This is a genomic window from Celeribacter sp. (assembly GCF_048261515.1).
In the GTDB taxonomy this organism is placed as follows: domain Bacteria; phylum Pseudomonadota; class Alphaproteobacteria; order Rhodobacterales; family Rhodobacteraceae; genus Celeribacter.
In genome coordinates this window covers 44,051-68,094 of the sequence record NZ_JBLXFZ010000009.1, presented here as the reverse complement: position 1 = coordinate 68,094, position 24,044 = coordinate 44,051, and the positions used below count along the sequence as shown (strand labels likewise).

Genomic DNA, 24,044 nt, shown 5'->3' with positions numbered 1-24,044 from the left:
TATCCACAAGATATCGCGCAAATCGGCGACCTGCGGAGGCCAAAGGGTCGCGGGAAGGCGAAAGACCTTGACCCTCGGCGAGTCGATACGCCAAATGGGCCCTGCAAAGGTTCCCCAATGATGACGCCAAGCGTTCAGGGGAGAATTGGGAATTTGGTGTGGACGACCCAAATCGGGGTCCAAAGCCGAAGCCGCCCCCGCGACTGTAAGCGGTGAGCGCCTCGTCAAGACACCCACTGGGGCAGAGATGCCTTGGGAAGGGGACGGACGCGTTACGACCCGTGAGCCAGGAGACCAGCCTTCGCCTCATAACCAACCGCCGTCGGGGATGACGGCATTAGAGGACAGAGATTATGCATATCGAACCCGGAATCGTGAACGGCGCGAAGATCGCGCTTTCTGTTGCCACTGCCGCTGGCGCTGCGGGCTTCACCGCGAAATACGCGTGGGACGCTATCAAAGAGAGCGGCGCCACGTCGCTCATCTCCCGCTCCGCGCTCGCAGTGATCGCCACCTTCTTCTCCTTCCAAGTGCTGCCGCATGTGCCCGTGGGCGTCTCGGAGGTGCATTTCATCTTCGGCTCGACACTGTTCCTGCTGTTCGGCGCAGCCCCTGCCGCGCTCGGCCTTGCGCTTGGTCTGTTACTGCAAGGTGTGACGGTCGCGCCCTTCGATCTGCCGCAATACGGGATGAACGTGACGACGCTTCTGGTGCCGTTGTTCGCGATCAAGATGGTTGCCGACCGCATCATCGCGCCGAAAACAGCCTATGCAGATGTGAGCTACAAACAGGCGCTGGCGCTATCCACAACCTATCAGGCGGGCATCGTTGCATGGGTCGCCTTCTGGGCCATCTACGGTCAGGGCTTTGCTGCCATGGGCGAGATCGCAACCTTCGGCGCGGCCTATATCGCCGTGATCGCCATCGAGCCTTTCGTTGACCTTGCCATTCTGGCGGGTGCGAAAGCGATCAAAGGTCTGGACCGCACAGGTCTGGTGTCGCCGCGCACCTTGGCCAACGCCTAAGCTCCGCAATTTTCCACACTCACGCCGGGGCCTCATCGCTCCGGCGTTTTCACGTTATGGGGAGGCCTGATATGGCTACCAAAATTCCTGCCACCGTGGTCACAGGCTTTCTCGGCGCGGGCAAGACCACGCTGATCCGCCACATGCTTGCCAATGCCAACGGCAAGCGCATCGCACTTATCATCAACGAGTTCGGTGATCTCGGCGTCGATGGCGACATTCTCAAGGGCTGCGGGGACGAGACCTGCACCGAGGACGATGTGATGGAGCTGTCGAACGGCTGCATCTGCTGCACGGTTGCGGATGATTTCATCCCGACGATGCAGAAACTTCTGGAGCGCGAGAACAAACCCGATCACATCGTGATCGAAACCAGCGGGCTGGCCCTGCCGCAACCGCTTGTGCGGGCCTTCAACTGGCCCGAGATTTCGACGCAGGTGACGGTCGATGGCGTGGTGACGGTGATTGATGGCAAGGCCGTGGACGAGGGGCGTTTCGCTCATAACGTCGCCGCCGTGGATGCCCAGCGCAAACTCGACGAGAACCTCGATCACGAGACACCGCTTTCGGAACTCTTCGAGGATCAGATCGCCTGTGCCGACATGATCGTTGTGAACAAGGCTGACCTGCTTGGCGAAGCACAGGCGGAGGCTCTGGTCACGCGTCTCAAAGGCGAAGCACGTGACGGCGTTCAAGTCGTGCGAGCCTCAATGGGCGCGTTGCCTGTGGATGTGTTGCTCGGTCAGGGCGCAGGGTCGGAGGCCGACATGGACGCGCGTGGCGAGGTGCATCATCATCACCACGACGACCATGATCATGACGATCACGATGAGGATCATGATCACGACCATCATCACCACCACCATCACGACCATGACGACTTCGAGAGTTTCGTTGTGGAACGCGACGAGATCGCGGACCCGAAAGCCTTCGCCACCCAAGTCGCACAGACCATCCGAGCCCATGACATCCTGCGGCTCAAGGGATTTGTCGCGGTGAAGGACAAACCGATGCGCCTCACGGTGCAAGCAGTCGGCCCGCGCGTCGATCATTACTTTGACCAACCCTTTGGCACCGCGCCACGCCAGACGCGCCTTGTTGTAATCGGACAAGCGGGGATGGATCGCGCCGCCATCGAAACAGCACTGAAAGCCTAAGACCCATGATCATCGTTGAACGCGGCAACCCGCTCGATCCGCAACCCGCTGCCCTGCTCGCCGAGGCGCAGGCGTTGCAGGCGGAAATCTACCCCGACGAGCACAATCACGCGCTACCGACCGAGGCGTTGGCTGCCGATGATGTGCGGTTCTTCATCGCGCGCGAGGGAGATGCGGTTCTGGGAGTCGGAGCCTACAAGCTCGGGGACGGTTATGGCGAGGTGAAATCCATGTTCACCGCTGCGGCGGGACGAGGCAAGGGGATCGCAAGTTCCCTGTTGCGCGCCATTGAGGATGCAGCGCGTGAGGAAGGATTGGGCGCGCTCAAGTTGGAGACGGGCGACGAGTTGGAAGCCGCCTGTCGCCTCTACGAGCGCCACGGATTTACCCGTTGTCTCGCCTTTGGCGACTACGAAAACAATGGCGTCTCCGTGTTCTACGAAAAGGCATTGTAATGCACCTGCTCGCCGCCACACCGGGAGCCATCGACGATGGTACGGAGGCGTTTGACCTCGGCCAGACGCCCGCCGATCTGGTGGTGATTTCCGCCGCAGACACGGAACTGGCGGCGCTGTCGCAGGCGCGCGCCGATATGGACGCGCCGCCCACGCTGCGGCTTGCCTCACTCATGCACCTGCGCCACCCGATGTCGGTGGATATGCATCTGGACACCTGTGCAACGAAGTCGAAACTGGTGGTCGCGCGGGTGCTTGGCGGGTCGGGCTATTGGAAATACGGGCTGGAGCAATATGCGGCGCGATTGATGGAGGAGGGGGTCGCCTTTGCCGCGCTTCCGGGCGACGACAAACCAGACGCCGAATTGGCGGGACTTTCGACCGTATCGACCGAGGACTACCACGCGCTCTGGGCCTATCTGGTGGAAGGTGGCGCGAGCAATGCGACCGCGTTCCTGTCCTATGCCAAAGCGATGATTCACGGCGGGGAGCGCCCTGCCCCTGCCACCTCTCTTTTGCGGGCGGGCGTTTATTGGCCAGGTGATGGTGTCTGCGACCTCGACACGGCGCGGGCGCAGTGGACGGAGGGTGCGCCCATCGTGCCGATCACCTTCTACCGCGCTTTGGTGCAAGGCGCGGGGCTTGCGCCGATCAACGAGTTGGTCAAATCGCTTATGCGCAAGGGGCTCAACCCCCTGCCTGTTTTCGTCGCCTCGCTGAAAGACCCGATTTCGGTCGCCACACTGGAATCGCTTTTCACCGATGCGCCGCCCGATGTGATCCTCAACTGCACCTCCTTTGCCGTGGGCACACCTGAAAAGGCGGGCAACAACCCGCTCGCTGCGCCATTTGCCAATGAGGCGCCCGTGTTCCAAGTGGTGCTGTCGAGCAGCTCTCATGAGGCGTGGGACGAGGGCCTGACGGGATTATCGGCTCGTGACATCGCGATGAATGTCGCCCTGCCCGAAGTGGATGGCCGCGTGCTTACCCGTGCCGTGTCGTTCAAGGGGGAGGCATATTTCGACGCGGAAACCGAATGTACGATTGCAACCTATCAGGCCGACGGGGAGCGCATCCGCTTCGTGGCCGATCTTGCAGCGAATTGGGCGGCGCTGCGCCGAACGGATACAGCGGAACGCAAGGTGGCCTTGGTGCTTGCCAACTACCCCAACAAGGACGGGCGGCTGGCCAATGGTGTGGGTCTTGATACCCCTGCCGCCACGATTGAAACGCTGCGGGCGCTGGCAGGTGAGGGCTATGCCGTCACTGGCATTCCCGACGATAGCGACGCGCTGATGCAGGCGATCCTGAGCGGACCGACCAACTGGCTTACCGACCGCGCAACGCGGACGGGGGGCGTGCGGCTTTCGCTGGCGGAATATCGCGCGACCTATGACACCCTGCCGCGTGAGGTGCGCGAGGGGATCGAGGATCGCTGGGGTACGCCCGAGGCTGATCCGTTCTTTGACGGGGACGCGGGCGGCTTCGCGCTGTCCGTTCTGGAATACGGCAATGCGGTTGTCGGCATCCAACCCGCACGGGGCTATAACATCGACCCGACGGACACCTATCACGCGCCCGATCTCGTGCCGCCGCACAACTACCTCGCCTTCTACTTCTGGCTGCGCCATGCCTTCGGTGCGCAGGCGATTGTGCATATGGGCAAGCATGGCAATCTGGAATGGTTGCCAGGCAAGGCCGTGGCGCTCTCAAAAACCTGTCTGCCCGAAGTGGTGCTTGGCCCCATGCCGCATCTCTACCCGTTCATCGTCAACGATCCGGGCGAAGGGACACAGGCGAAGCGCCGTGCGCAGGCGGTGATCATCGACCACCTGACCCCGCCCCTGACCCGCGCAGAGACCTATGGGCCGCTGCGCGATCTTGAGGCTCTGGTCGACGAGTATTTCGAGGCGGCGGGCGTCGATCCGCGACGGATCGAGACACTGCGCAAGGAAATCCTGTCGCTGTCGTCGGTGACAGGTCTGGACCGTGACGCAGGGATGACAGGGACGGATGAGGATGGCGATCTTGCCAAACTCGATGCCTATCTGTGCGAACTCAAAGAAGCGCAAATCCGCGACGGTCTGCATATCTTCGGCACCGCGCCCGAGGGGCGTCTGGCACGTGATCTGGCGCTGGCGCTGGTGCGGGTTCCGCGCGGGGATGGGACGGGAGAGAACGCCTCTCTGACCCGTGCATTGGCCGATGATCTGGCGCTTGGGTTCGATCCGCTGGACTGCGACATGGCCGCACCGTGGGAGGGACCGCGCCCTGATGCGCTCGCGCGGACCAGTAAGGACTCTTGGCGCACCACGGGCGACACGGTGGAACGACTGGAATTGCTTTCGGCGCAGATGCTTGATGAGGAAACGAGCGGTGTCGGGCCGCTCTCGGACGCGGTTCTGACCCACCTGCGCGACGTGGTCATGCCGACCGTAGCCGCCTGTGGTCCTGCCGAAATTGAGGGGCTGTTGCGCGGACTTTCGGGCCGTTTCGTTCAGGCTGGCCCCTCTGGCGCTCCGACGCGCGGGCGGATGGATGTGTTGCCAACGGGGCGCAACTTTTTCTCCGTGGATGCCCGCGCCGTGCCGACGCAGACCGCGTGGACGCTGGGTTGGAAATCCGCGAACCTGCTGATCGAGCGGCATTTGCAGGACCACGGTGACTGGCCGCGGGCGATGCTTGTGACCGCGTGGGGCACGGCGAACATGCGCACGGGTGGGGATGACATTGCGCAGGCGCTGGCGCTCATGGGGGTGAAGCCCACATGGGATGCCATGAGCCGCCGCGTGACGGGGTTCGAGATTCTGCCCGCCTCGGTGCTGGGGCGTCCGCGTGTGGACGTGACCCTGCGCGTTTCGGGCTTCTTCCGTGATGCCTTTCCGCAACTCATTGCGCTGGTGGATAGTGCGGCCCGTGCGGTGCAGTCGCTGGACGAGAGCGATGCCGACAACCCCGCCGCCGCGCGGGCGCGGGCGGGCGAAGGCACGGCGCGGGTGTTCGGATCGAAACCAGGGGCCTATGGCGCGGGCTTGCAGGCGATGATCGACGAGCGGCTGTGGGAAAACCGCGCCGATCTGGCCGATGCCTATCTGGAGTGGGGCGGCTATGCCTATGGCGCGGGAGGCGAAGGCGTGCGGGATCGCGCAAGTTTCGAGGCACGGCTGTCCTCGGTCGAAGCCATTGTGCAGAACCAAGACAACCGCGAACACGACCTTCTCGACAGTGATGATTACTACCAGTTCGAGGGGGGCGCCGCGGCGGCGGTGGCCGCGCTTCAGGGGCAGGAACGCCCGATCTACCACAACGATCACTCACGCCCCGAACGGCCCGTCATCCGCACGCTGGACGAGGAAATCGGGCGGGTGATCCGCTCGCGGGTGGTCAATCCGAAGTGGATCGACGGGGTGAAGCGCCACGGCTACAAGGGCGCTTTCGAGATCGCGGCGACAGTGGATTACCTGTTTGCCTTCGCCGCCACGACCCATGCGGTGCGCGACCATCATTTCGACCTCGTTCACGCGGCCTTTATCGAGGATGATGAGACGCGGGAGTTTATCGCGGACCACAATGCGCCCGCTCTGGACGAGATTGCCCAGCGGCTCTTGGAGGCGATGGATCGCGGGTTGTGGCGTCCTCGGTCGAACTCGGCGCGGGCGCGTCTGGAAGCGTTACGCGACTAGGAGCAGTCGAGCTTTGCTGTAACAATCGCCTGATCGCCATCTAGGGAGCCATTGGGGATTTTGCATCCTGTGGCGGCTATGATGGCCTTGTATCCGCCTTGGAGAACCTCAACACGTGACGGGGGCGGGACGACAAAATCGACCCGATGTGCCTCGGCGCGGTTTTCGTCCCTGTGGCGATAGACGTGATAGAGATGGCCATCGACGGCGACCGGCGTTGCGGTCAGGCGCTCCGATCCGATGGAAGCGGAGGTCATGCATCCGGAAAGCGGGAGCGCGGCGATTAGAAAGGTCAGGATCAAGCGCATGGCCGGGAGCTTGCACGGACACGGTTAACAAATCCCTAACGCTTGTCGCGATTACAGCAGATTGGACGGTCCTGTTTCCACCACCTCGACCGCATCCCCAAGCCGCAACACCCCCGCCTCTTCGACGATGGCATTCTGGCCGAAGATGATCTTCCCACGGGCCGAGCGGTGGAGTTTGCCGAGCGTATAGAGCGGCTCGCGCGGATCAAGGCGTTCGCCCGTGTCGGGGTCTTGCGTGGTCATGACACAGCGTTCGCAGGGTTTGACAATGCGCAGCAGCGCTCCGCCCGCGCGGATCAGAACCCACTTGTCCTCCGACCACGGCGCGAAATCGCCGTCGACTACGATATTGGGGCGAAAGCGGCGCATGGCGATTTCCTCGCCCAAAGCCGCATTCAAAGCGGCGCGGGAGGCCTCGGTGGCGATGAGGATCGGGTAGCCATCGGCGAAGGCCGTATAATGCCCCTCGGGTCCGTGCTTGACCGAAACAGGCCGCAGAGGCGCGTCGGGGAAATAGACGAGGCGTAGCGGTTGGCCGAGCGCTTCGGAGACAAAGCCCGCCGCCGCATCTCCCGCATCCAGAACGCCATTGAAACGGGTTGAGAAAACTTGCGCCGCGACGGGATCGACATTAACGGGAACGGGGACTTCCAAAGAAATCCCGTCGCAGGTGGTCCGCAACCCGTCCGCAGTTGAGGCTACATTCAATCGCGCCAGTTGCGGCAGTTCGCGGCGCGTCGCCACCACGCCCGATTCGTCGCACACAGCCCAACGACGGTCGCCCTCCAACCCCATCGGCCCCGCGAGAATGCGTTCGTGGCTGGTGGGGGCGCCGCTTTTGAGTGGATAGGTGGTGAGGGCGATAATCTGCATCAGATCCGTTTCCTTGGTGAAATTCGCTTACCGCCGCAGCGCAATCGGCGCATGAGCGACAAAGCTCCCATGCATCAAAACGGAGCCACCGCCGCATTAAAAGATGCATTTGACTTAGATCAATGCGAAAAGCCGTCCGCATTTATATTCACGGTATTGAATATGAATTAGGAGACGCATCATGAAACCCTCAAAAGCCAGCGAGAACTATGTTCCGCTCTACTTCCTCTCATCGGTCGGCGCAGGTGGGCTGGCCGTCACGTTCTTTATGTATCTGATGTTCTGGGTGCCACATCCGGGTCGTCCTGTACCGATCTTCGAAGACATCATGGCGGCGTGGGCCACATCGGGCGGGGCGCTGAAATTCGGCATCACCGTGGCGATGATCGGGATCGCGACCTTTGTCTTCCTCAACCTCAAGTACCTGTTCTGGAACCTTGGACAGTATAACCGTTTCAAGAAATCCGAACGCTACGCAAAACTGCGTGCATCGAACGCGGAAACGACACTTCTGGCGATGCCGCTTGCGCTGGCAATGTCGGTAAACGGCCTGTTTATCGCGGGTATGGTTTTCGTGCCTGGTCTGTGGAACGTGGTCGAATACCTCTTCCCCTTCGCGATGATCGCCTTTGCGCTGATCGCCGCTAACGCGCTGAAGACCATTGCCGACTTTCTTGGTCGGGTGTTGTCGAAAGGCGGCGTGTTCGATGTGACCGCACACAACTCCTTTGCGCAGCTCCTGCCTGCCTTCGCACTCGCCATGTCCGCCGTGGGCTTTGCCTCCCCCGCTGCAATGTCGCAAACACCGTGGATCGTGGGCACATCGCTCGTCGGCTCCACCATGCTCGGCACGGCAGCGCTGGTCTATGCCCTGCTCGCGCTGGTCACGGCATTCAACTCCATGCTGCACTACGGCACGGCAGAAGAAGCGGGCCCGACTCTGATGATCATCATCCCGCTGGTCACGATCCTGTCGATCATGTTCATGCGTCAGGACCACGGGCTGCACACGACCTTCGACGGTCATTCGACCGCAACGGATACGCTGATGTTCCTTGCCAAAGGTGTGTCGATCCAGCTGGTCTTCCTCGGCCTCGGGCTCACCGTTCTCAAGCGTCAGGGCTACTTTAAGGACTTCGTCTTCGGCACGAAAACCTCCGCGGGTTCCTACGCTCTGGTCTGCCCAGGGGTGGCGCTGTCGGTGCTTGGGTTCTTCTTCATCAACAAGGGTCTTGTTGGCGCAGGCATGATCGAAAAATTCGGCACCGCCTACTGGGTCGTCACCGCAATCGCCATCGGGTTCCAGCTTGCCATGATCGCTCTGGTGTTCCGCCTCAACGGGCAACACTTCAGCACATCGGAGCCTAACGCAGTCCCCGCCGAGTAGGTCCCTTCCTCTACAAGAGCGGCTGGGCGCGCCTGATCGGGCGCGCCCTTTTTCGTGTCCGCTGCGCGCCCGCTTTGCCGTTGCCATTTCGCGCGCAGACAGGCAGTCTGTTGCGGCGCGAAAAGGAGCATCCCATGACCGATACAGACGACAACGCCCGCCACGCCGCCAAGATGGCCAAGAAGAAAGCCGCGCGCGACAAGATCATGGCGACCAAGACCGATGAAAAAGGTCTGGTCATCGTGCATACGGGCAAAGGCAAGGGGAAATCCTCGGCCGCTTTCGGGATGATTTTCCGCTGCATCGCCGCCGATATGCAATGCGCCGTGGTGCAATTCATCAAGGGCGGCATGGAGTGCGGCGAGCGCGATCTGATCAATGAGAAGTTTTCCGACACCTGCGCCTTCTACACGATGGGAGAAGGCTTCACGTGGGAGACCCAAAACAAGGAACGCGACATCGAGATGGCACAGGCCGCGTGGGAGAAAGCCAAGGAGCTGATCCGCGACGAAGCCAATCGCATGGTGCTGCTCGACGAGATCAACATCGCGCTGCGCTATGACTACATCGACATCAACGAGGTCGTGACCTTTCTCCAGACCGAAAAGCCGCCGCTCACCCATGTCGTTCTGACAGGGCGGAATGCGAAGGAGAAACTCATCGAGGTTGCCGATCTTGTGACCGAGATGGAGTTGATCAAACACCCCTTCCGCTCAGGCGTGAAAGCACAGCGCGGCGTGGAGTATTAAAGGCTCGCTTCGACCTTGAAATCCTCGGGGATCGCGTCGCGCCCCTCAAGGATGAGATCGACAAGCACCTTCGCCGCAAGCGGTGCCATGCCGTAGCCGATCTTAAATCCGCCGTTGGCGATGTAATGCCCGTCACGTTCGGGCCATGCGCCAAGCATCGGCGCACGGCTTTTGGCACGCGGGCGCACGCCAGCCCAGCGGCGGATTTCGGGCACATCAGCGAGTTGCGGAAGCGCGGCGATTGCACGGGCACGCAGGTCATCAGCTAACGCATCCGTGGTATCGGGACTATCGAACTCCCGCTCAGAGGTCGAGCCGATCGCCGTTGTGCCATCGGCGTGAGGAATGACATGCAGGCTCTCGGCATAGATTTGCGGCTGGTCGCGCATGTCGAGATCAAGCAGGAGCGCCTGCCCCTTCACACCATTGCCGACTTCGCGCCCGAAAGCGGCGTTGAGGTCTTTCAGCCCCCACCAACCGCTCGCGTGGATGACCGCGCCTTGTTCTGGGCCTTCCGTAACCACCTCGCCGCCATGCGCAGTGATCGCGGCAGCCAGCGCCTGACACGCGCGCCACGGGTTGAGGCAAGCAGAGAGGTCGTCGAAAACCCAGAAACCCGTCGGGCTGTGCGGCGCCCAATCGCCAAACCGCGCGGCGATGGCCTGCGCATCCAGCACTTCCCAGATGGCCTTCCCCTGCCACAGGTCACGGGCCTCCTCAGCACGCTGATGCGCAAGCTCCAACTGGCGCGCGTTCACCACAGCCTGAAGCCGACCCGCGCGCCCGTAGCCCGATGAGACACCGCCCGCGGCCTCGACGGCAGGCCAGTGGTCGCGGGACATGATGAGGCTTTGAAACTGGAACTCTTTTTTCGGGTTCCAGCGTTCGGGCGTATGCGGAGCCAGAGCGCCCACAACACCACCCGAAGAGCCCGCGCCGACCCCATTAGGGTCGATCACGCGCACCTTCGCGCCGCGCTTCACCGCTTCCCATCCGCAGGACAGGCCGAATGCCCCCGCGCCGTAGATGGTGATATCCGCTTGTGCCATCTGCATTATTGCCCATTGCAACCCGAACCGCCTGACCGCTAACTGGGCGGTAGACGCAACCTCTCTCATAAGACATCCCATGGCCGACCACCAGACAGCCCAGATTGCATGGCGCGACGGAACACTCCCTGTTTCGACGCGGTTCGACGATCCCTATTTCTCGCTAACCTCTGGACTGGAGGAAACGCGGCACGTGTTTCTGGCGGGCAATGACCTGCCCGCGCGGCTGTGCGATGGTTTCCATGTGGCTGAACTGGGGTTTGGGACGGGGCTCAATATGCTGGCGTTGGCGCTGGCGAATGAGGGCGGCCCCAAGGTGCGATTTACATCGTTTGAAGCCTTCCCGATGACCGTAGATGACATCACCAAAGCGCTCGATGCCTTTCCCGAAGCCGCTGCGATTTCCGCGCCTTTTCTGGACGCTTGGGCGCAGGGCGCACGACGCTTCACGCTTGGCACGCTTTCTGTGGAGGTGATCGAAGGTGATGCACGGGGGAAGCTCGCAGCGTGGGACGGACAGGCCGACGCGTGGTTCCTCGACGGGTTCTCACCTGCGAAAAACCCAGAGCTATGGGGCGAGGACCTGATGCAGGAAGTCGGACGGCACACGGTCTCGGGCGGCACATTTGCTACTTACACCGCGGCGGGCCACGTGCGCCGCGCCCTCGACGCGGGCGGGTTCGATGTGACGCGTTGCTCTGGCTTCGGGCGCAAACGCCACATGAGCCAAGGGACCAAACGAGAGGACGGGAAATGACCGAACAGAACACGCGCCTCGGCGTCATGCTCATGGTTTTGACGATGTTCATCTTCGCCATGCAGGACGGCATTTCGCGCCACCTCGCGGGGGAATACAACGTCTACATGGTGATCATGATCCGCTACTGGGTCTTTGCCAGCTTCGTTATCCTTTGGTCGGCACGTACGGCAGGCGGCCTGTCGAAAGTCATTCGTAGCGCTCAGCCAAAGCTCCAATTCTTTCGCGGCGCCCTGCTTGCGCTCGAAGTGATCGTAATGGTCATCGGTTTTGTAAAACTGGGGTTGGTCGAGAGCCACGCGATGTTCGCCACCTATCCGCTCATCATCACCGCCTTGTCGGGGCCACTGCTGGGCGAGCGCGTCGGGTGGCGCCGCTGGATGTCGGTGGCGCTTGGCTTCATCGGGGTTCTGATCATCCTGATGCCCGGATCAGGCGTGTGGTCGATGGCGGCAATCTTCCCGCTCGGTTCGGCAGCCATGTTCGCGCTCTACGGATTGCTCAACCGCTATGTTGCCCGCCGCGACCCCGCATCGGTAACGTTCTTTTACACGGGGATTTCTGGCGCAATCGTGACGACGATAATCGGTGTGTGGTTCTGGGAAACAATGACGTTTGGCGATTGGGCGTGGATGGCCCTTTTGTGCGCGACATCGACTTTCGGCCACTACCTGCTCATCCGTGCCTATGAGCTATCCGAGGCCTCTGCGATCCAGCCATTTGCCTACCTACAACTCGTCTTCGCCTCCATGCTCGGCGTGATCGTTTTCCACGATGTGATCCGCCTTAACGTGGCGATCGGCACGTCGCTTGTTGTCGCGGCAGGGATGTTTGCACTGTTACGCGCCCGCAAGGTGGCCGAGCAGCGGACACCGTGAGCCGTGACCTCTAGCGGGCGGTGAGTTGTTGGGAGAGCGTGACTGGTCCCGTTTCGCCTGACAGGCGCGCGCGGTAGACGGTCAGGCTTTCCATCACTCGCATCACATAGTTGCGTGTCTCGCGGAAGGGGATGTGTTCGATCCAATCGACGGGATCGACGCCCCCTCCACGCGGATCACCGTAGCGCGCAATCCAGTCGCGGGCGCGCGATGGACCGGCGTTATAGCCTGCCGCGACAAGCGGCATGTTCGCGCCGAACTCCTCGATCAACTGCGCCAGATAGGCCGAGCCAAGGCGGGCATTCAACACGGGATCATGCAGGTCGCTTTCCTCAAACCCGTCCACGCCGAGCTTTGAGGCCATCGCCTCGCCCGTGCGCGGCATAAGTTGCATCAACCCGCGCGCACCAACGTAGGACATCGCGTCGGGATTGAATTCGCTCTCTCGGCGCGCAATGGCCAGCGCGAGCGCGGGATCAACGGGAAGGTTGGCATCAGCCAGATCGTGCAACGGATAGTAGGCACGGTTGAGCACGATGCCCTGATCGGCGGCGAATTTGGCCACAAGCACGGCGAGATAGGGATGTGTGTCGAGCGCAAGATCGCCCAACTGGCCAAGCTCCTGCGGCGTCAGGCTTTCACCAAGGTGGCGCATGAAACGTGCGGCGAGTGGCTTCTCTCCTGCCTCGTATAGAAGTTGCGCCGAGCGTAACACGGTCGAACTCATAAAGGCCGCGCCGCTGTAATCTTCGAAACGCACCTCGCCCGTAAGCGCTGGATCAAGCGGCAGGCTCGCACGTTCGGCGGCGAGCAACCCATAAAAGGAAGTCTGGAACTGCGCCCCAAATGAATAGGCGGCAAGCGCATCCGCCTCAGCTCCGAGCGCCTCCAACGCGCGCCCCTCCCAATAGCCCGCACGGCCCAGTGAAATGGGTGTCGCCACGGCCACGCGGAAGCGGTTGAAATGGTCGAGTGCAGTCAGTGGTTCGTCGAGATAGCGCAACGCGATATAGCCCGCGAGCCATTCGAGATCGGCGTAGTGATCCTCGTCAGGGTCAAGGTAGTGCCGCGCCGCCGATGTGTAGGCAATCCGCGCCTTGCCGTCGCGCATCATCTGACGCGCAAGTGCGCGGCGGCGCTCACCCCACGCTTCAGGTTGGCCCAAGGCGTCGCGGGAGGTGGATTGCTGCAACAGGAGCGAGGTCGCATCATCGTATCGCCCCTTGCGCATGCGCCACTGGAATCGTTCGAACGCAAGAATCGGAGCATCGGCAAGCGTGTCGGGAATAGCCGCAATCGCGTCGTCCACACCGTTTTTATCGCCGCGCAGTTTCGACGCGGCATCAATAAGCGCCCCCCACCCATCGGGCAGGTAGGGTTCAAGAGACCTCGCCTCGTCGTAGAAACCGCGCCACAGGAGCATCCGCGCGCGATCCTCATGGAAGGGAGCAACCTGCGCGGGGAAGTGGGTCAACAGGTAGGCGGTCACCTCATCGTCGAGCGAGAGACTTTGCCACGCAATCACGGCCTGCGCCTGCGCATCGGCTTCAAGTCCGCGTTGCTGATAGGCACGCGTGAGGGCAATCGTGCCTTCGCCTGTCTCGGGCGGAAATTCGTCGAAATAGGCAATAACGTCGTTAGGATTGGTGCCCTCGGAAATGTTCTGCTCACAACGTTCCGCCAGAAGCGGAAGGCCTGGCCAATCGGCGTTGCGTTCCAGAAAGGCCTGGCATTCGGCGAAGCTGCCCTTGCCTGCACGCAGGTAGTGCCAGTCGATAATATCGCGCCCCAAACCGCTCACGGCGGCACGCGCCGCATCCCAGTCACCCGCCGCGCGGTGCTGATAAGCAACTTCAAGCGCATCCGATTCGGGTGAGGCCGTGGCACTCGACAGCGTTACGGCAAAGGTCGCCGCGACAAAGGCGGTGCGTGATATGAGCCTATGAATCAAGGGCAATGGCATGGTCTGGTCGATAATCCTCAGGTCAGTTGCGCGCCTTGATCGGTGCGCTTTTGCCACGAGGGTAACGCAGCGCGGAGCGCGGACAAGACACATTCTTGGCATTCCCGAAGTTCGCGGCTAGTTTCCGCGCGTCCCCACGGGCGCGACTCACGCGGTCGGCGGACATACAAACAATTTTATATTTCCGAAAAGGAGCGCATCATGATCAAAGGGTCTCTTCCTGCATTGGTGACGCCGTTCAAGAACGGCGAACTGGATCTCGATGCACTCAAACACTTGGTCGAATGGCACATCGAGCAAGGCTCCAGCGGGCTTGTCCCCGTTGGCACCACGGGCGAAAGCCCGACACTCAGCCATGCCGAGCACGAGAAAGTGGTCGAAGTCGTCGTCGAAACCGCAGCTGGGCGCATCCCCGTGATCGCTGGCGCAGGGTCGAACAACACCGCCGAGGGCATCCGCCTTGTGCGCCATGCCGCCAAAGTCGGCGCGGATGCGGCTCTCGTGGTGACGCCCTACTACAACAAGCCGACACAGAGAGGGCTGATCGCGCATTTCACGGCGCTGCATGACGCCGCTGATATTCCGATCATTATCTACAATATCCCTTCGCGCTCGGTCATCGACATGTTGCCCGAGACAATGGGCGAGTTGTCCAAACTTCCCCGCATCATCGGCGTGAAGGACGCAACAGGCGACCTGTCCCGCGTCCCGCAACAGCGCATCACATGTGGCACTGACTTCCTTCAGCTTTCTGGCGAGGACGCCACTGCTATCGGCTACAATGCGCACGGCGGTCTCGGCTGCATCACGGTGACTGGGAATGTTGCGCCGAAGCTCTGCGCACAGATGCAGAAGGCGACACTCGACGGGGACTATGCACTCGCCCGCGAGATCAACGACAAGCTCATGCCGCTCCACATTTCGCTCTTCCTTGAGCCTGGTCTGGTAGGTGCGAAATACGCCATGTCCCTTCTCGGGCTTTGCTCGGATGAGGTGCGCTTGCCACTCACGCCGCTTGCGGACGAGACCAAGGCCCATATCCGTGCGGCGATGGAGCACGCCGAACTGCTGTAAGCGCCCACGCCTTCACAACGACCGAACGCCGCGCCCTAGCACTGGAGCGCGGCGTTTTCTTTCTCTCGCATGGCCCGAATTCCACGCGGCCTTGGCGCTGCCAGTGGACACTGGGCCTTTCATCCCCTATCTGCATTTGACCATGGCCAAGAAAAAACAGACGCCCGAAGAGAAGAACTACAAGGTGATCGCCGAGAATCGGCGCGCGCGCTTTGACTATGCCATCGAAGATGACATCGAGTGCGGCGTCGTATTGTCAGGCTCCGAGGTCAAATCGCTGCGCGTGGGCCAGTCCAATATCGCCGAGAGTTATGCCGCGGTGGAAGATGGCGAGCTTTGGCTGACGAACTCCTATATCGCCCCTTACGAGCAAGCCATGTTCCCGCACGAGGAACGCCGCAAACGCAAATTGCTGGTCTCCAAGCGCGAGTTGTCGCGGCTCTGGCAGGCAACCGGTCGCCAAGGCATGACGCTTGTGCCGCTGGTCATGTATTTCAACCACAAGGGGCGCGTGAAGATTAAGCTTGGCATCGCCAAGGGTAAAAAGAACCACGACAAACGCGCGACCGAGGCCAAACGTGACTGGGGCCGCCAGAAACAGCGCTTGCTCAAACAAAGCGGGTAGCGCCGCAATTATTCGCAATTAGACCACCGCTCCGCCCGCATCGCTTGCACGGGCCAAAAGGGACGGGTATGGCAGACATGCGCAACAGTTGAATAGGTGCGATATGCCCCAATCCGACCCTAAAACGCTGGTTTCGACCGACTGGCTCGCCGAGAACCTCAAATCGCCCGAGCTGCGTGTGATCGACGCGAGCTGGTACATGCCCGACGCGGGACGCGACGCGAAGGCAGAGTATGCCGCGTCGCATATTCCTGGTGCACGGTTTGTCGATATCGACGATGTTTCGGACGCGCGATCTGCTCTTCCCCATATGTTGCCACCAGTTGAGAAATTCATGTCGCGGATGCGCGCACTCGGCATCGGGGACGGGCATCAGGTCGTGATCTACGACGGTGCTGGAATTTTCTCCGCTCCGCGCGTGTGGTGGATGTTCAAATACTTCGGCCAGAACAATGTGGCCGTCCTCGACGGAGGCCTGCCCAAATGGGTGGCCGAGGGACGCCCCGTGACCGACGAACCACCCGTGATCCGCGACCGACACATGGTGCCGCAGATCAACGACGCACTGGTGCGTGACGTAACGCAGGTCGCCGCCTCCGCAAAACTCGGCGACCACACCATCGTCGACGCCCGCGCAGCCCCGCGTTTTCGTGGTGAAGTCGTGGAACCGCGTCCGGGCCTGCGTTCGGGTCATATCCCGAATTCCCGCAATGTGCCGTTTAGCGATGTACTCAACAGCAATGGCACGATGAAAACACCCGGCGAACTGCGCATTATCTTCGAACGCGCAGGCGTCGATCTCACCAAACCCGCCATCACATCCTGCGGCTCAGGGGTGACGGCAGCAATTCTTAGCCTCGCGCTCGAACGCATCGGCGCAACCCACGCGCTTTACGATGGCTCTTGGGCGGAATGGGGCATGTATGGCGACCTGCGCGTCGCAACTGGAGAAGCGTGATGCTCGAAAATCTGAAGCCGCAAGCGGCCGACAAAATCCTTCAACTGATGCAACTCTATCGCGAAGACCCGCGCGATACGAAAATCGACCTTGGCGTCGGTGTCTACAAGGACGCCAGCGGCCACACCCCGATCATGCGTGCGGTCAAGGCGGCCGAGAAGAAATTGTGGGAAGAAGAAACCACGAAATCCTACACCGCACTTTCAGGCGACCCCGCCTATGGCACGGCGATGAAATCTCTGGTTCTGGCCGACAGTGTCAATCACGCCCGCGTAGCGGCCATCGCCACCCCTGGCGGCACGGGTGCGATTCGTCAGGCATTTGAACTGGCCCGTCTGGCCAACCCTGACTGCACCGTCTGGACGTCGAACCCGACGTGGCCGAACCACCTATCGATCCTCAAATTCATGGGGCTGCCCAATCGCGAGTATGCCTATTTCGACGAAGCAAGCTGCACCGTCGATTTCGGCGCGATGATGGAGAGCCTCAAGGATGTGAAGGCGGGCGATCTGGTACTTCTGCACGGCTGCTGTCACAATCCGACGGGCGCCAACCTGACGCTTGAGCAATATGGCGCGGTGGCCGATTTGATCATCGAGAAGGGCGCTCTGGCGCTTGTCGATATCGCCTATCAGGGTTTCGGCGACGGTCTTGAAGAGGACGCCGCAGCGACCCGTCTTCTCGCCTCCAAGCTGCCGGAACTTCTCATCGCAGCGTCTTGCTCGAAGAACTTCGGCATCTACCGCGAACGCGCTGGCTGCCTCATGGCGATGACCGAAACGGCGGAAGGCATGAGCAAGGCGCAAGGATCACTCAACTTCCTGAACCGCCAGAACTACTCCTTCCCGCCCGACCACGGCGCGCGTCTTGTGACGATGATCCTCAACGACGATGCGTTGAAAGCCGACTGGATGGCGGAGTTGGAAGAGGTGCGGAACGGAATGCTTGGCCTGCGCCAACAGCTCGCCGACGAGTTGCGCCAGCGCACGAACTCTGACCGTTTTGATTTCATCGCAACACACCGCGGCATGTTCTCACGCATTGGCGCGACGCCAGAAGAAGTGCAAGTGATGCGCGATCAATTCGGCATCTACATGGTAGGTGACTCGCGTATGAATATCGCGGGCCTCAACAGCAAGACCGTGCCGCTTCTGGCCGAGGCAATCGCCAAGACTTGCAAGTAGGCGATCAAGTCGCAAACAAAGCGACAAAGGGGTGCCTTTGGGCGCCCCTTTTTGCTGCTAATTGTCCCGCGAAGACACCCTCGCCTATGTCGGGAAGAGCCGCGCCATTTCCCTATCAAATTCAGCCCAAGTGATCGTCGCCTTATTGCCCGCGAAACCGTGGTAGTGCGATTTCCCTGATGGGGTCGGAAGACCCGCCCAGATCTTCGCGAGATTTATCATGAAGTCGCGCCGCGTGATCTGCCCTGCCTGCATCGCCATGATCCCCGCTTCACGAAGAAGTTGGTCCGCAAGATAGTCCTGAAGCTCGGGCGAGAACTGTGCCGAATGGGGGACGCCGAGTATCGCGACGAGGCGCCTCAATGTTTTGGGAATGAACTGAAAGCGTCCTATGGCGTGCGGCTGACCCGGCGTGGCGTCGATCCAATTGTAGATGTCGGAGATGGTCATCTCGGTCGGGCGGCGTGGCGGCTTGACCTTCGCGCCGTGATTGACAGCATCGTATCCGTCGCGCCGCGATTCCGCACGACCGATAATGTCGCGGAGGCCAGTGACGGGACCAAGTCGCGATGGTGCGACGTGCTGGATACGCGCGCCAGAAACTCGTGGCGGCAAGGGCGCGAAGAAGCTTCCGCTCTCACGCCCCGCAAAGAGGCTGTTCGCGGAATTGTGCGGCGTAAGGAACGGCACGCCCTCTCTTACCCCAAGCGAGGCTTCCATCGGTGGCTGGTTAACAGACGGACCTTCCATCAAGGGAGCCACTGGTGAGATGAGTGAAGTGTCAGCCTGTGGCGCTGCGAGTGGGCGCGCAAAGCGTGTGGCCAGCGGTTGCGCCCTAGCCGCCCACGCGTGCTCGGCACAGGCGGTAAGCGGATGCGTCGAGAACATCGCGATGAGGGCCAATGCCACCCACATACAGGCGGGAATCCTGTCGCGCGCAATGGGGCGCAGCGGAGCGGATGCGGTGGCGGTCTTACCCAAGGCATTGGTCCTTCTGGAACTCACTGCCTTCGGGTTTAGGCGCACTTGGTTTCAAATACGTTTATGGACGGCAGAGAGACGCCGTGAAAACGAAAAAACCCGGGCGCGAACGCCCGGGCCAATGTTGGCTGATGTTAGGAAGGGAGATCAGCCTTTGTAGAACTCGGGATAGGCTTCCATGCCCAGTTCCGCTTTGTCGAGGCCTGTGATCTCGGCTTCCTCGGAGACACGGATACCCATGGCTGCTTTGAGGATGATCCAGACAATCAGCGACACGATGAAGACGAACAGACCGATGACAACCACACCGATGATCTGCGTCACGAAGGACGTGCCATCATTGGTCAGCGGCACAGCGAGGGTGCCCCAGATACCAGCAATGAGGTGGACAGGGATCGCGCCGACAACGTCGTCGATTTTCATCTTGTCGAGTGCAGGGACTGCGAAGACCACGATCAGACCGCCGATGCCACCGATGAACAGAGACATGAAGAGCGACGGGGTGAGCGGCTCAGCAGTGATCGACACCAGACCAGCCAGAGCGCCGTTGAGCACCATGGTGAGGTCAACTTTACCGTAGATAACCTGCGTCAGGATGAGTGCGACCAGTGCACCGGAAGCAGCGGCCATGTTGGTGTTCGCGAAGATGCGGCCAACGTCAGTGATGTCGCCAACGGTACCAGCAGCAAGCTGCGAACCGCCGTTGAAGCCAAACCAACCGAGCCACAGGATGAACGTACCAAGCGTTGCGAGAGCAAGGTTGGAACCGGGCATCGGGTTTACTTTGCCGTCTTTGTACTTGCCAATACGTGGGCCGAGGACGATTGCACCAGCGAGAGCGGCAAAGCCACCAGCAGCGTGCACAACTGTGGAACCAGCGAAGTCGGAGAAGCCCATTTCGCTCAGGAAGCCACCGCCCCACTGCCAGGACGCTTCGATCGGGTAGATCACGCCAGTCAGGATCGCGGTAAAGATGAGGAACGGCCACAGTTTGATGCGCTCGGCGAGAGTACCAGACACGATGGATGCGGTGGTCGCACAGAACATCAGTTGGAAGAAGAAGTCGGAAGCAACGGATGCATAGTCAAGCGATGCATCGGCAGCGCCGAGACCGACAGGCTCAAGCGAGGTTGTGGAGAACCACGGCCCCATGATCCCTTCGATCATCCATTCACCCGGGTACATCAGGTTGAAGCCGATGAGCCAGTACATGACGGAAGCAATTGCGAAGAGGGCAACGTTCTTGGTCAGCTGAGTGGTGACGTTCTTGGAGCGGACAAGACCCGCTTCGAGCATGGAGAAGCCTGCAGCCATCCACATCACGAGGAAGCCGCCGATCAGGAACAGCAGCGTGGTCATGATGTAGGGGCCGATTTCGTCGAATGTCGGCGCAGCCGCCTCGGCGTCCTGGGCAAAGGCCATCAGGGGAAGCGCTGAGGCTGCCACAGAGGCCGGAATAAGTTTGGAGAGTTTCATCTTGGATTGGTCCCTTTTGTCTCTTGAGACAGGCGCGGGTTAAACCGCGTCGTCGTTGGTCTCGCCGGTGCGGACGCGCACGGCGCCTTCCACGTCGAGGACAAAGATCTTGCCATCGCCGATTTTGGCGGTCTTGGCGGTGGAGGCGATGGTGGATACGACCTGATCGGCCATTGAGTCGGAGACAACGATCTCCAGTTTCACCTTCGGCACGAAGTTCACGGCGTATTCCGCGCCGCGGTAGATTTCGGTGTGTCCGGACTGGGCGCCGAAGCCCTTGATCTCGGTCACCATCATACCACTCACGCCGATGCCAGTTAGCGCTTCGCGGACTTCTTCAAGCTTGAACGGCTTGATCGCAGCAATAATCAGTTTCACGTTTTTCCCCTTCCGATTAAGCGGGCGTCTGCCGATTGGCGGCAGTCACGGCTTCACAAGAGGCAGTGAGACGGGATCGCACAAGAAAAGGGCGGGTGCGAATCGGGTCACCAGTAGATAAAAACGCACAAAAATTGTACAAATTGTGCGACATGCATTAAAATTAGGCAATCGAGGAAGTTTGAGAACCGGCGCCTTTCCACTCAACATTCCGACAAACCCCCTGTAGTCTGCCCGAAACGACAGCAAACCGTCACAGAACGGCTGGGCAGAGGTATGACAGGACAGAATCGCAAAGGCGGAAAACTGGTCGCGGATCGTCGCTATCCCAAGAAGCCTACGGGCGGAGCGAAATCAAACGCCAAATCGAAAGCAGCGAAACCTGCGACGCGCAAAAAATCCCGTGCCGCGCGAAAGTCAAAGCCACAGGGGCCGTGGATTGTGCGCGTAGTTCTGGGCTTGTTGCGCTGGATTGGGCGGTTCATCTGGGTCGTCATTTCGCGCACGGCAGTGGTGCTGGCGATCGTGATCGGGCTGTCCGTTGCCTATATCTACACCACACTCCCTCCTGTAACCGACCTTTTGGACGGACGCGCACGAGGGTCGGTCACGATGCTCGACCGCAACGGATCGGTCTATGCATGGCGTGGCGAGCAGTTTGGCGGGCAAATCACCGCTGACACCGTATCGCCGTATCTAAAGAACGCAATTATCGCGACGGAGGACAAACGCTTCTATCGTCACTTCGGCGTCTCCCCGCGCGGCATCGCTTCGGCCATTCGGATCAACCTGAGCGAAGGACGCGGACCGCTTTCAGGCCACGGCGGGTCTACATTGACGCAACAGGTTGCGAAACTGCTCTGCCTTGGCACGCCCTATGATCCCAAAGAGTGGGAGAGCCAGACTGCCTATGAAGCCGATTGCCGGCAGACGACGATTGCGCGCAAGATCAAGGAAGTCATCTACGCTATGGCGATGGAGGCGCGTTACTCCAAAGACGAGATCCTCTCGATCTATATGAACCGCGCCTATCTGGGCGGCGGCGCCAACGGATTCGAGGCCGCCGCGCAACGCTATTTCGGAAAATCAGCGGCAGAAGTGAACATTGCCGAAAGCGCAATGCTTGCTGGTCTGCTCACGGCGCCCTCGCGCTATGCACCGACCAACAACCTGCAACGCTCGCAAGAGCGCGCGGGGATTGTATTGCTGCTGATGAACCAGCAGGGCTACATCAACGACGACGAACGTGCCTACGCCAAAGCGCACCCCGCCGAACTTTCGGAAACGGCCGAGAGGAACGCGGGCGGATATTTCGCGGATTGGGTGATGGGCTCGGGTCCTGACTTCCTGACCCGTGATACGACCGAGGATGTAGTGATCGAGACCACCTTCGACACCCGCATCCAGAGCGCCGCCGAGGAGGCGCTGACCTGGGTGTTCGAGAATAAGGTGCGTGCAGGGTCCGAGGCTCAAGCGGCTATTGTTGTCATGAGCGCGGACGGAGCAGTGCGTGCGATGGTGGGTGGGCGCAAGCTCAAAGTATCTGGCGCATTCAACCGCGCGACACAGGCGAAGCGGCAACCCGGCTCCGCCTTCAAACCCTTCGTCTATGCCACGGCACTGGACCTCGGCTATTCATACGACAGCGTCATAGTGGACGAGCCGATCACGCTCGACATCCCTGGCTCGGGTCCGTGGACGCCACAAAACTACGACCGCACATTCCACGGCCCCGTTACGCTCACCGATGCGTTGCGCCACAGCTACAACATACCTGCGGTGAAGCTCGCCACCGATGTCGGGTTGGAAAACGTCCGCACCGTGGCGCAGATGTTTGGGATCGAAAGCGATCTGGCCCAAGGCCCTGCTCTGGCGCTCGGCGCATCCGAGACGACGCTCCTTGAGATGACAGGTGCCTATGCGGGGATTCTCAACGGCGGCACCTCCGTGACGCCCTACGGTCTCAAGTCGCTTCGGCTCAAAGGAGATTCCGAGCCGCTGATGGGGCAGGAAGGCGGCCTTGGTGAACGCGTGATCACCCCCTCCGCCGCTCAGCAATTGATTTACATGATGTATAACGTGGTGCAGCGTGGCACGGGATCACGCGCCGCCATCGACGGGATCGAAGTGGCTGGCAAGACAGGCACGACACAGGCTGCGCGCGACGCATGGTTCATGGGGTTCACCGCTGATTATGTTGCAGGTGTCTGGATGGGTTACGATGACAACACGCCGCTTACTGGTGTGACGGGTGGCGGCCTGCCAGCCGAAATTTGGCACGAAACCATGAGCCGTGTCATGGAAGGGATCGAGCCGAAGCCCCTGCCGATGATCCGCCCCGAACGCCCGCCGAGCGTCGACAGCACCGCCCAAACCGCAGGTTCGGACGGCTCGCGCTCAAACAACAAGGCCGACAACGTCATCATGGACATTCTCGACCAGATTTTCGGAGGAAATTAAGGCACGCGCCAAACGAGCGCCTGCCCTACCGCCTTTAGCCCAACGAGCGTGTCAGCGCGGAAATCGAACCTCCCGCCCGATCGAGCATTGCCCCGATCTCGGCGCGTTCGGTCTTAAGCAGGGAAATGCCCTCGATCTGCAGATCGATGAACTTGCCCGACTTGTCGTGGACGATGAAGGAGATTGCGAAAGGCGCCTCTCCCTGCAGGATCGCAGTACAGCGCACATCGTAGATCGAATTGACTTTCTGCACCGAGTTGACCTGAATCTGCCCGCCGATGAACTCGCGGAAACGTGCGCCGTATTTGCGGGCAAGATACCCTTTGAACGCCTTGGTGAAAGCGGTCAGGTCGGACGATGACGCGCTACGGGCGGGCGGTCCGAGGACCGAGCGCGCAATCGACGGCGTATCCGCGTAGGTGGTCAGAACACCCTCAAAGTCGCGATACATCGCGCTCTCAGATTTCCCCGAATTAATAATCCCGTTGATGTCGGAAACCGTACGCGTGATGAGCGACCGCGCCTCGCCTTCCGAAAACGCAAGGGCGGGGCGCGGCAGGGTCACGGCCAGAGCCACTGTCGACAGACCCGCAGCCAAAAAGAAACGTCGGGACATTTGCGTCG

21 protein-coding genes and 1 riboswitch are annotated in these 24,044 nt (G+C 60.8%); of the genes, 13 read left to right on the top strand and 8 right to left on the bottom strand.

Translation table 11 applies throughout. The features are described 5' to 3' along the window. Positions 1 to 90: 90 nt before the first annotated feature. Positions 91 to 318: riboswitch (cobalamin riboswitch) on the top strand. A 35-nt stretch (positions 319 to 353) separates the two neighbouring features. The 4 genes from ACN0SC_RS14855 to cobN all read left to right on the top strand — a co-directional run bounded on the left by ACN0SC_RS14855 (position 354) and on the right by cobN (position 6,320). Then, complete coding sequence (locus tag ACN0SC_RS14855; RefSeq protein ID WP_417250473.1) at positions 354 to 1,025, top strand: energy-coupling factor ABC transporter permease; 672 nt, start codon at positions 354 to 356, stop codon at positions 1,023 to 1,025. A gap of 71 nt (positions 1,026 to 1,096) precedes the next feature. Further along, a complete protein-coding gene (gene cobW, locus ACN0SC_RS14850; RefSeq protein ID WP_417250472.1) occupies positions 1,097 to 2,182 on the top strand; it encodes a cobalamin biosynthesis protein CobW in 1,086 nt (361 codons plus the stop codon). Between the two features lie 5 nt (positions 2,183 to 2,187). Further along, positions 2,188 to 2,637, top strand: coding sequence for a GNAT family N-acetyltransferase (locus tag ACN0SC_RS14845; protein WP_417250471.1), 450 nt, complete (start codon positions 2,188 to 2,190; stop codon positions 2,635 to 2,637). Continuing rightward, on the top strand, positions 2,637 to 6,320 hold the full coding sequence (gene cobN, locus ACN0SC_RS14840) for a cobaltochelatase subunit CobN (RefSeq protein ID WP_417250470.1): 3,684 nt from the start codon (positions 2,637 to 2,639) through the stop codon (positions 6,318 to 6,320). The genes ACN0SC_RS14845 and cobN overlap by 1 nt, the downstream gene beginning before the upstream one ends. Here cobN and ACN0SC_RS14835 read toward each other — a convergent pair. Beyond that, positions 6,317 to 6,628, bottom strand: a complete 312-nt coding sequence (locus ACN0SC_RS14835) for a hypothetical protein (RefSeq protein ID WP_417250469.1) — start codon at positions 6,626 to 6,628, stop codon at positions 6,317 to 6,319. The two genes, cobN and ACN0SC_RS14835, sit on opposite strands and share 4 nt — an antisense overlap. A gap of 51 nt (positions 6,629 to 6,679) precedes the next feature. Beyond that, positions 6,680 to 7,501, bottom strand: coding sequence for an MOSC domain-containing protein (locus ACN0SC_RS14830; RefSeq protein ID WP_417250468.1), 822 nt, complete (start codon positions 7,499 to 7,501; stop codon positions 6,680 to 6,682). Between the two features lie 181 nt (positions 7,502 to 7,682). Between ACN0SC_RS14830 and ACN0SC_RS14825 the strand changes: the two genes are divergently transcribed. Both ACN0SC_RS14825 and cobO read left to right on the top strand, forming a co-directional pair. Beyond that, positions 7,683 to 8,888, top strand: a complete 1,206-nt coding sequence (locus ACN0SC_RS14825; RefSeq protein ID WP_417250467.1) for a TsoY family (seleno)protein — start codon at positions 7,683 to 7,685, stop codon at positions 8,886 to 8,888. 134 nt (positions 8,889 to 9,022) lie between these two features. Continuing rightward, the gene (cobO, locus tag ACN0SC_RS14820) at positions 9,023 to 9,637 is read left to right on the top strand and encodes a cob(I)yrinic acid a,c-diamide adenosyltransferase (RefSeq protein ID WP_417250466.1); all 615 of its coding nucleotides are present in this window, start codon (positions 9,023 to 9,025) and stop codon (positions 9,635 to 9,637) included. Here the strand turns inward: cobO and ACN0SC_RS14815 are convergent. Beyond that, positions 9,634 to 10,686 (bottom strand): NAD(P)/FAD-dependent oxidoreductase, encoded by a 1,053-nt coding sequence (locus ACN0SC_RS14815; RefSeq protein WP_417250528.1) that lies wholly within the window; start codon positions 10,684 to 10,686, stop codon positions 9,634 to 9,636. The genes cobO and ACN0SC_RS14815 overlap by 4 nt on opposite strands. Before the next feature lie 79 nt (positions 10,687 to 10,765). Between ACN0SC_RS14815 and mnmD the strand changes: the two genes are divergently transcribed. Together mnmD and ACN0SC_RS14805 are read left to right on the top strand one after the other, a co-directional pair. Beyond that, complete coding sequence (mnmD, locus tag ACN0SC_RS14810) at positions 10,766 to 11,443, top strand: tRNA (5-methylaminomethyl-2-thiouridine)(34)-methyltransferase MnmD (RefSeq protein ID WP_417250465.1); 678 nt, start codon at positions 10,766 to 10,768, stop codon at positions 11,441 to 11,443. Then, the gene (locus ACN0SC_RS14805) at positions 11,440 to 12,321 is read left to right on the top strand and encodes a DMT family transporter (protein ID WP_417250464.1); all 882 of its coding nucleotides are present in this window, start codon (positions 11,440 to 11,442) and stop codon (positions 12,319 to 12,321) included. Before mnmD ends, ACN0SC_RS14805 begins: the two co-directional genes overlap by 4 nt. A 10-nt stretch (positions 12,322 to 12,331) precedes the next feature. On the opposite strand, the gene ACN0SC_RS14800 is transcribed toward ACN0SC_RS14805, so the two are convergent. Then, a complete protein-coding gene (locus ACN0SC_RS14800; protein WP_417250463.1) occupies positions 12,332 to 14,284 on the bottom strand; it encodes a lytic transglycosylase domain-containing protein in 1,953 nt (650 codons plus the stop codon). A 201-nt stretch (positions 14,285 to 14,485) separates the two neighbouring features. On the opposite strand from ACN0SC_RS14800, the gene dapA reads away from it, so the two are divergent. The 4 genes from dapA (at position 14,486) to ACN0SC_RS14780 (ending at position 18,125) form a co-directional block, all read left to right on the top strand. Continuing rightward, entirely contained in the window at positions 14,486 to 15,358 is an 873-nt protein-coding gene (dapA, locus tag ACN0SC_RS14795) for a 4-hydroxy-tetrahydrodipicolinate synthase (RefSeq protein ID WP_417250462.1), read from the top strand. Positions 15,359 to 15,500: 142 nt separating this feature from the next. Then, complete coding sequence (gene smpB / locus ACN0SC_RS14790) at positions 15,501 to 15,983, top strand: SsrA-binding protein SmpB (RefSeq protein WP_417250461.1); 483 nt, start codon at positions 15,501 to 15,503, stop codon at positions 15,981 to 15,983. Between the two features lie 103 nt (positions 15,984 to 16,086). Continuing rightward, positions 16,087 to 16,941, top strand: coding sequence for a 3-mercaptopyruvate sulfurtransferase (gene sseA / locus ACN0SC_RS14785; protein WP_417250460.1), 855 nt, complete (start codon positions 16,087 to 16,089; stop codon positions 16,939 to 16,941). Beyond that, a complete protein-coding gene (locus ACN0SC_RS14780; RefSeq protein WP_417250459.1) occupies positions 16,941 to 18,125 on the top strand; it encodes an aromatic amino acid transaminase in 1,185 nt (394 codons plus the stop codon). The genes sseA and ACN0SC_RS14780 overlap by 1 nt, the downstream gene beginning before the upstream one ends. 84 nt (positions 18,126 to 18,209) lie before the next feature. Here ACN0SC_RS14780 and ACN0SC_RS14775 read toward each other — a convergent pair whose 3' ends face one another. The 3 genes from ACN0SC_RS14775 to ACN0SC_RS14765 form a co-directional block, all read right to left on the bottom strand. After that, the gene (locus ACN0SC_RS14775) at positions 18,210 to 19,106 is read right to left on the bottom strand and encodes a hypothetical protein (protein WP_417250458.1); all 897 of its coding nucleotides are present in this window, start codon (positions 19,104 to 19,106) and stop codon (positions 18,210 to 18,212) included. Between the two features lie 147 nt (positions 19,107 to 19,253). Beyond that, positions 19,254 to 20,582, bottom strand: coding sequence for an ammonium transporter (locus tag ACN0SC_RS14770; protein ID WP_417250457.1), 1,329 nt, complete (start codon positions 20,580 to 20,582; stop codon positions 19,254 to 19,256). A 39-nt stretch (positions 20,583 to 20,621) separates the two neighbouring features. Beyond that, positions 20,622 to 20,960, bottom strand: coding sequence for a P-II family nitrogen regulator (locus ACN0SC_RS14765; protein WP_417250456.1), 339 nt, complete (start codon positions 20,958 to 20,960; stop codon positions 20,622 to 20,624). A gap of 276 nt (positions 20,961 to 21,236) precedes the next feature. Here ACN0SC_RS14765 and ACN0SC_RS14760 point away from each other — a divergent pair, with 276 nt between their 5' ends. Continuing rightward, positions 21,237 to 23,420 carry a transglycosylase domain-containing protein gene (locus ACN0SC_RS14760; protein WP_417250455.1) on the top strand — a complete coding sequence of 728 codons (2,184 nt, stop codon included), beginning with the start codon at positions 21,237 to 21,239 and terminating at the stop codon, positions 23,418 to 23,420. A 34-nt stretch (positions 23,421 to 23,454) separates the two neighbouring features. Here the strand turns inward: ACN0SC_RS14760 and ACN0SC_RS14755 are convergent, their stop codons facing one another. Then, a complete protein-coding gene (locus ACN0SC_RS14755; RefSeq protein ID WP_417250454.1) occupies positions 23,455 to 24,036 on the bottom strand; it encodes an MlaC/ttg2D family ABC transporter substrate-binding protein in 582 nt (193 codons plus the stop codon). Positions 24,037 to 24,044: the final 8 nt, after the last annotated feature.

Coding starts and splice junctions, on each gene's coding strand:
- ACN0SC_RS14855 (WP_417250473.1), top strand. CDS start 354: ATGCATATCGAACCCGGAATCGTGAACGGCGCGAAGATCGCGCTTTCT.
- cobW (WP_417250472.1), top strand. CDS start 1,097: ATGGCTACCAAAATTCCTGCCACCGTGGTCACAGGCTTTCTCGGCGCG.
- ACN0SC_RS14845 (WP_417250471.1), top strand. CDS start 2,188: ATGATCATCGTTGAACGCGGCAACCCGCTCGATCCGCAACCCGCTGCC.
- cobN (WP_417250470.1), top strand. CDS start 2,637: ATGCACCTGCTCGCCGCCACACCGGGAGCCATCGACGATGGTACGGAG.
- ACN0SC_RS14835 (WP_417250469.1), bottom strand. CDS start 6,628: ATGCGCTTGATCCTGACCTTTCTAATCGCCGCGCTCCCGCTTTCCGGA.
- ACN0SC_RS14830 (WP_417250468.1), bottom strand. CDS start 7,501: ATGCAGATTATCGCCCTCACCACCTATCCACTCAAAAGCGGCGCCCCC.
- ACN0SC_RS14825 (WP_417250467.1), top strand. CDS start 7,683: ATGAAACCCTCAAAAGCCAGCGAGAACTATGTTCCGCTCTACTTCCTC.
- cobO (WP_417250466.1), top strand. CDS start 9,023: ATGACCGATACAGACGACAACGCCCGCCACGCCGCCAAGATGGCCAAG.
- ACN0SC_RS14815 (WP_417250528.1), bottom strand. CDS start 10,686: ATGGCACAAGCGGATATCACCATCTACGGCGCGGGGGCATTCGGCCTG.
- mnmD (WP_417250465.1), top strand. CDS start 10,766: ATGGCCGACCACCAGACAGCCCAGATTGCATGGCGCGACGGAACACTC.
- ACN0SC_RS14805 (WP_417250464.1), top strand. CDS start 11,440: ATGACCGAACAGAACACGCGCCTCGGCGTCATGCTCATGGTTTTGACG.
- ACN0SC_RS14800 (WP_417250463.1), bottom strand. CDS start 14,284: ATGCCATTGCCCTTGATTCATAGGCTCATATCACGCACCGCCTTTGTC.
- dapA (WP_417250462.1), top strand. CDS start 14,486: ATGATCAAAGGGTCTCTTCCTGCATTGGTGACGCCGTTCAAGAACGGC.
- smpB (WP_417250461.1), top strand. CDS start 15,501: ATGGCCAAGAAAAAACAGACGCCCGAAGAGAAGAACTACAAGGTGATC.
- sseA (WP_417250460.1), top strand. CDS start 16,087: ATGCCCCAATCCGACCCTAAAACGCTGGTTTCGACCGACTGGCTCGCC.
- ACN0SC_RS14780 (WP_417250459.1), top strand. CDS start 16,941: ATGCTCGAAAATCTGAAGCCGCAAGCGGCCGACAAAATCCTTCAACTG.
- ACN0SC_RS14770 (WP_417250457.1), bottom strand. CDS start 20,582: ATGAAACTCTCCAAACTTATTCCGGCCTCTGTGGCAGCCTCAGCGCTT.
- ACN0SC_RS14760 (WP_417250455.1), top strand. CDS start 21,237: ATGACAGGACAGAATCGCAAAGGCGGAAAACTGGTCGCGGATCGTCGC.
- ACN0SC_RS14755 (WP_417250454.1), bottom strand. CDS start 24,036: ATGTCCCGACGTTTCTTTTTGGCTGCGGGTCTGTCGACAGTGGCTCTG.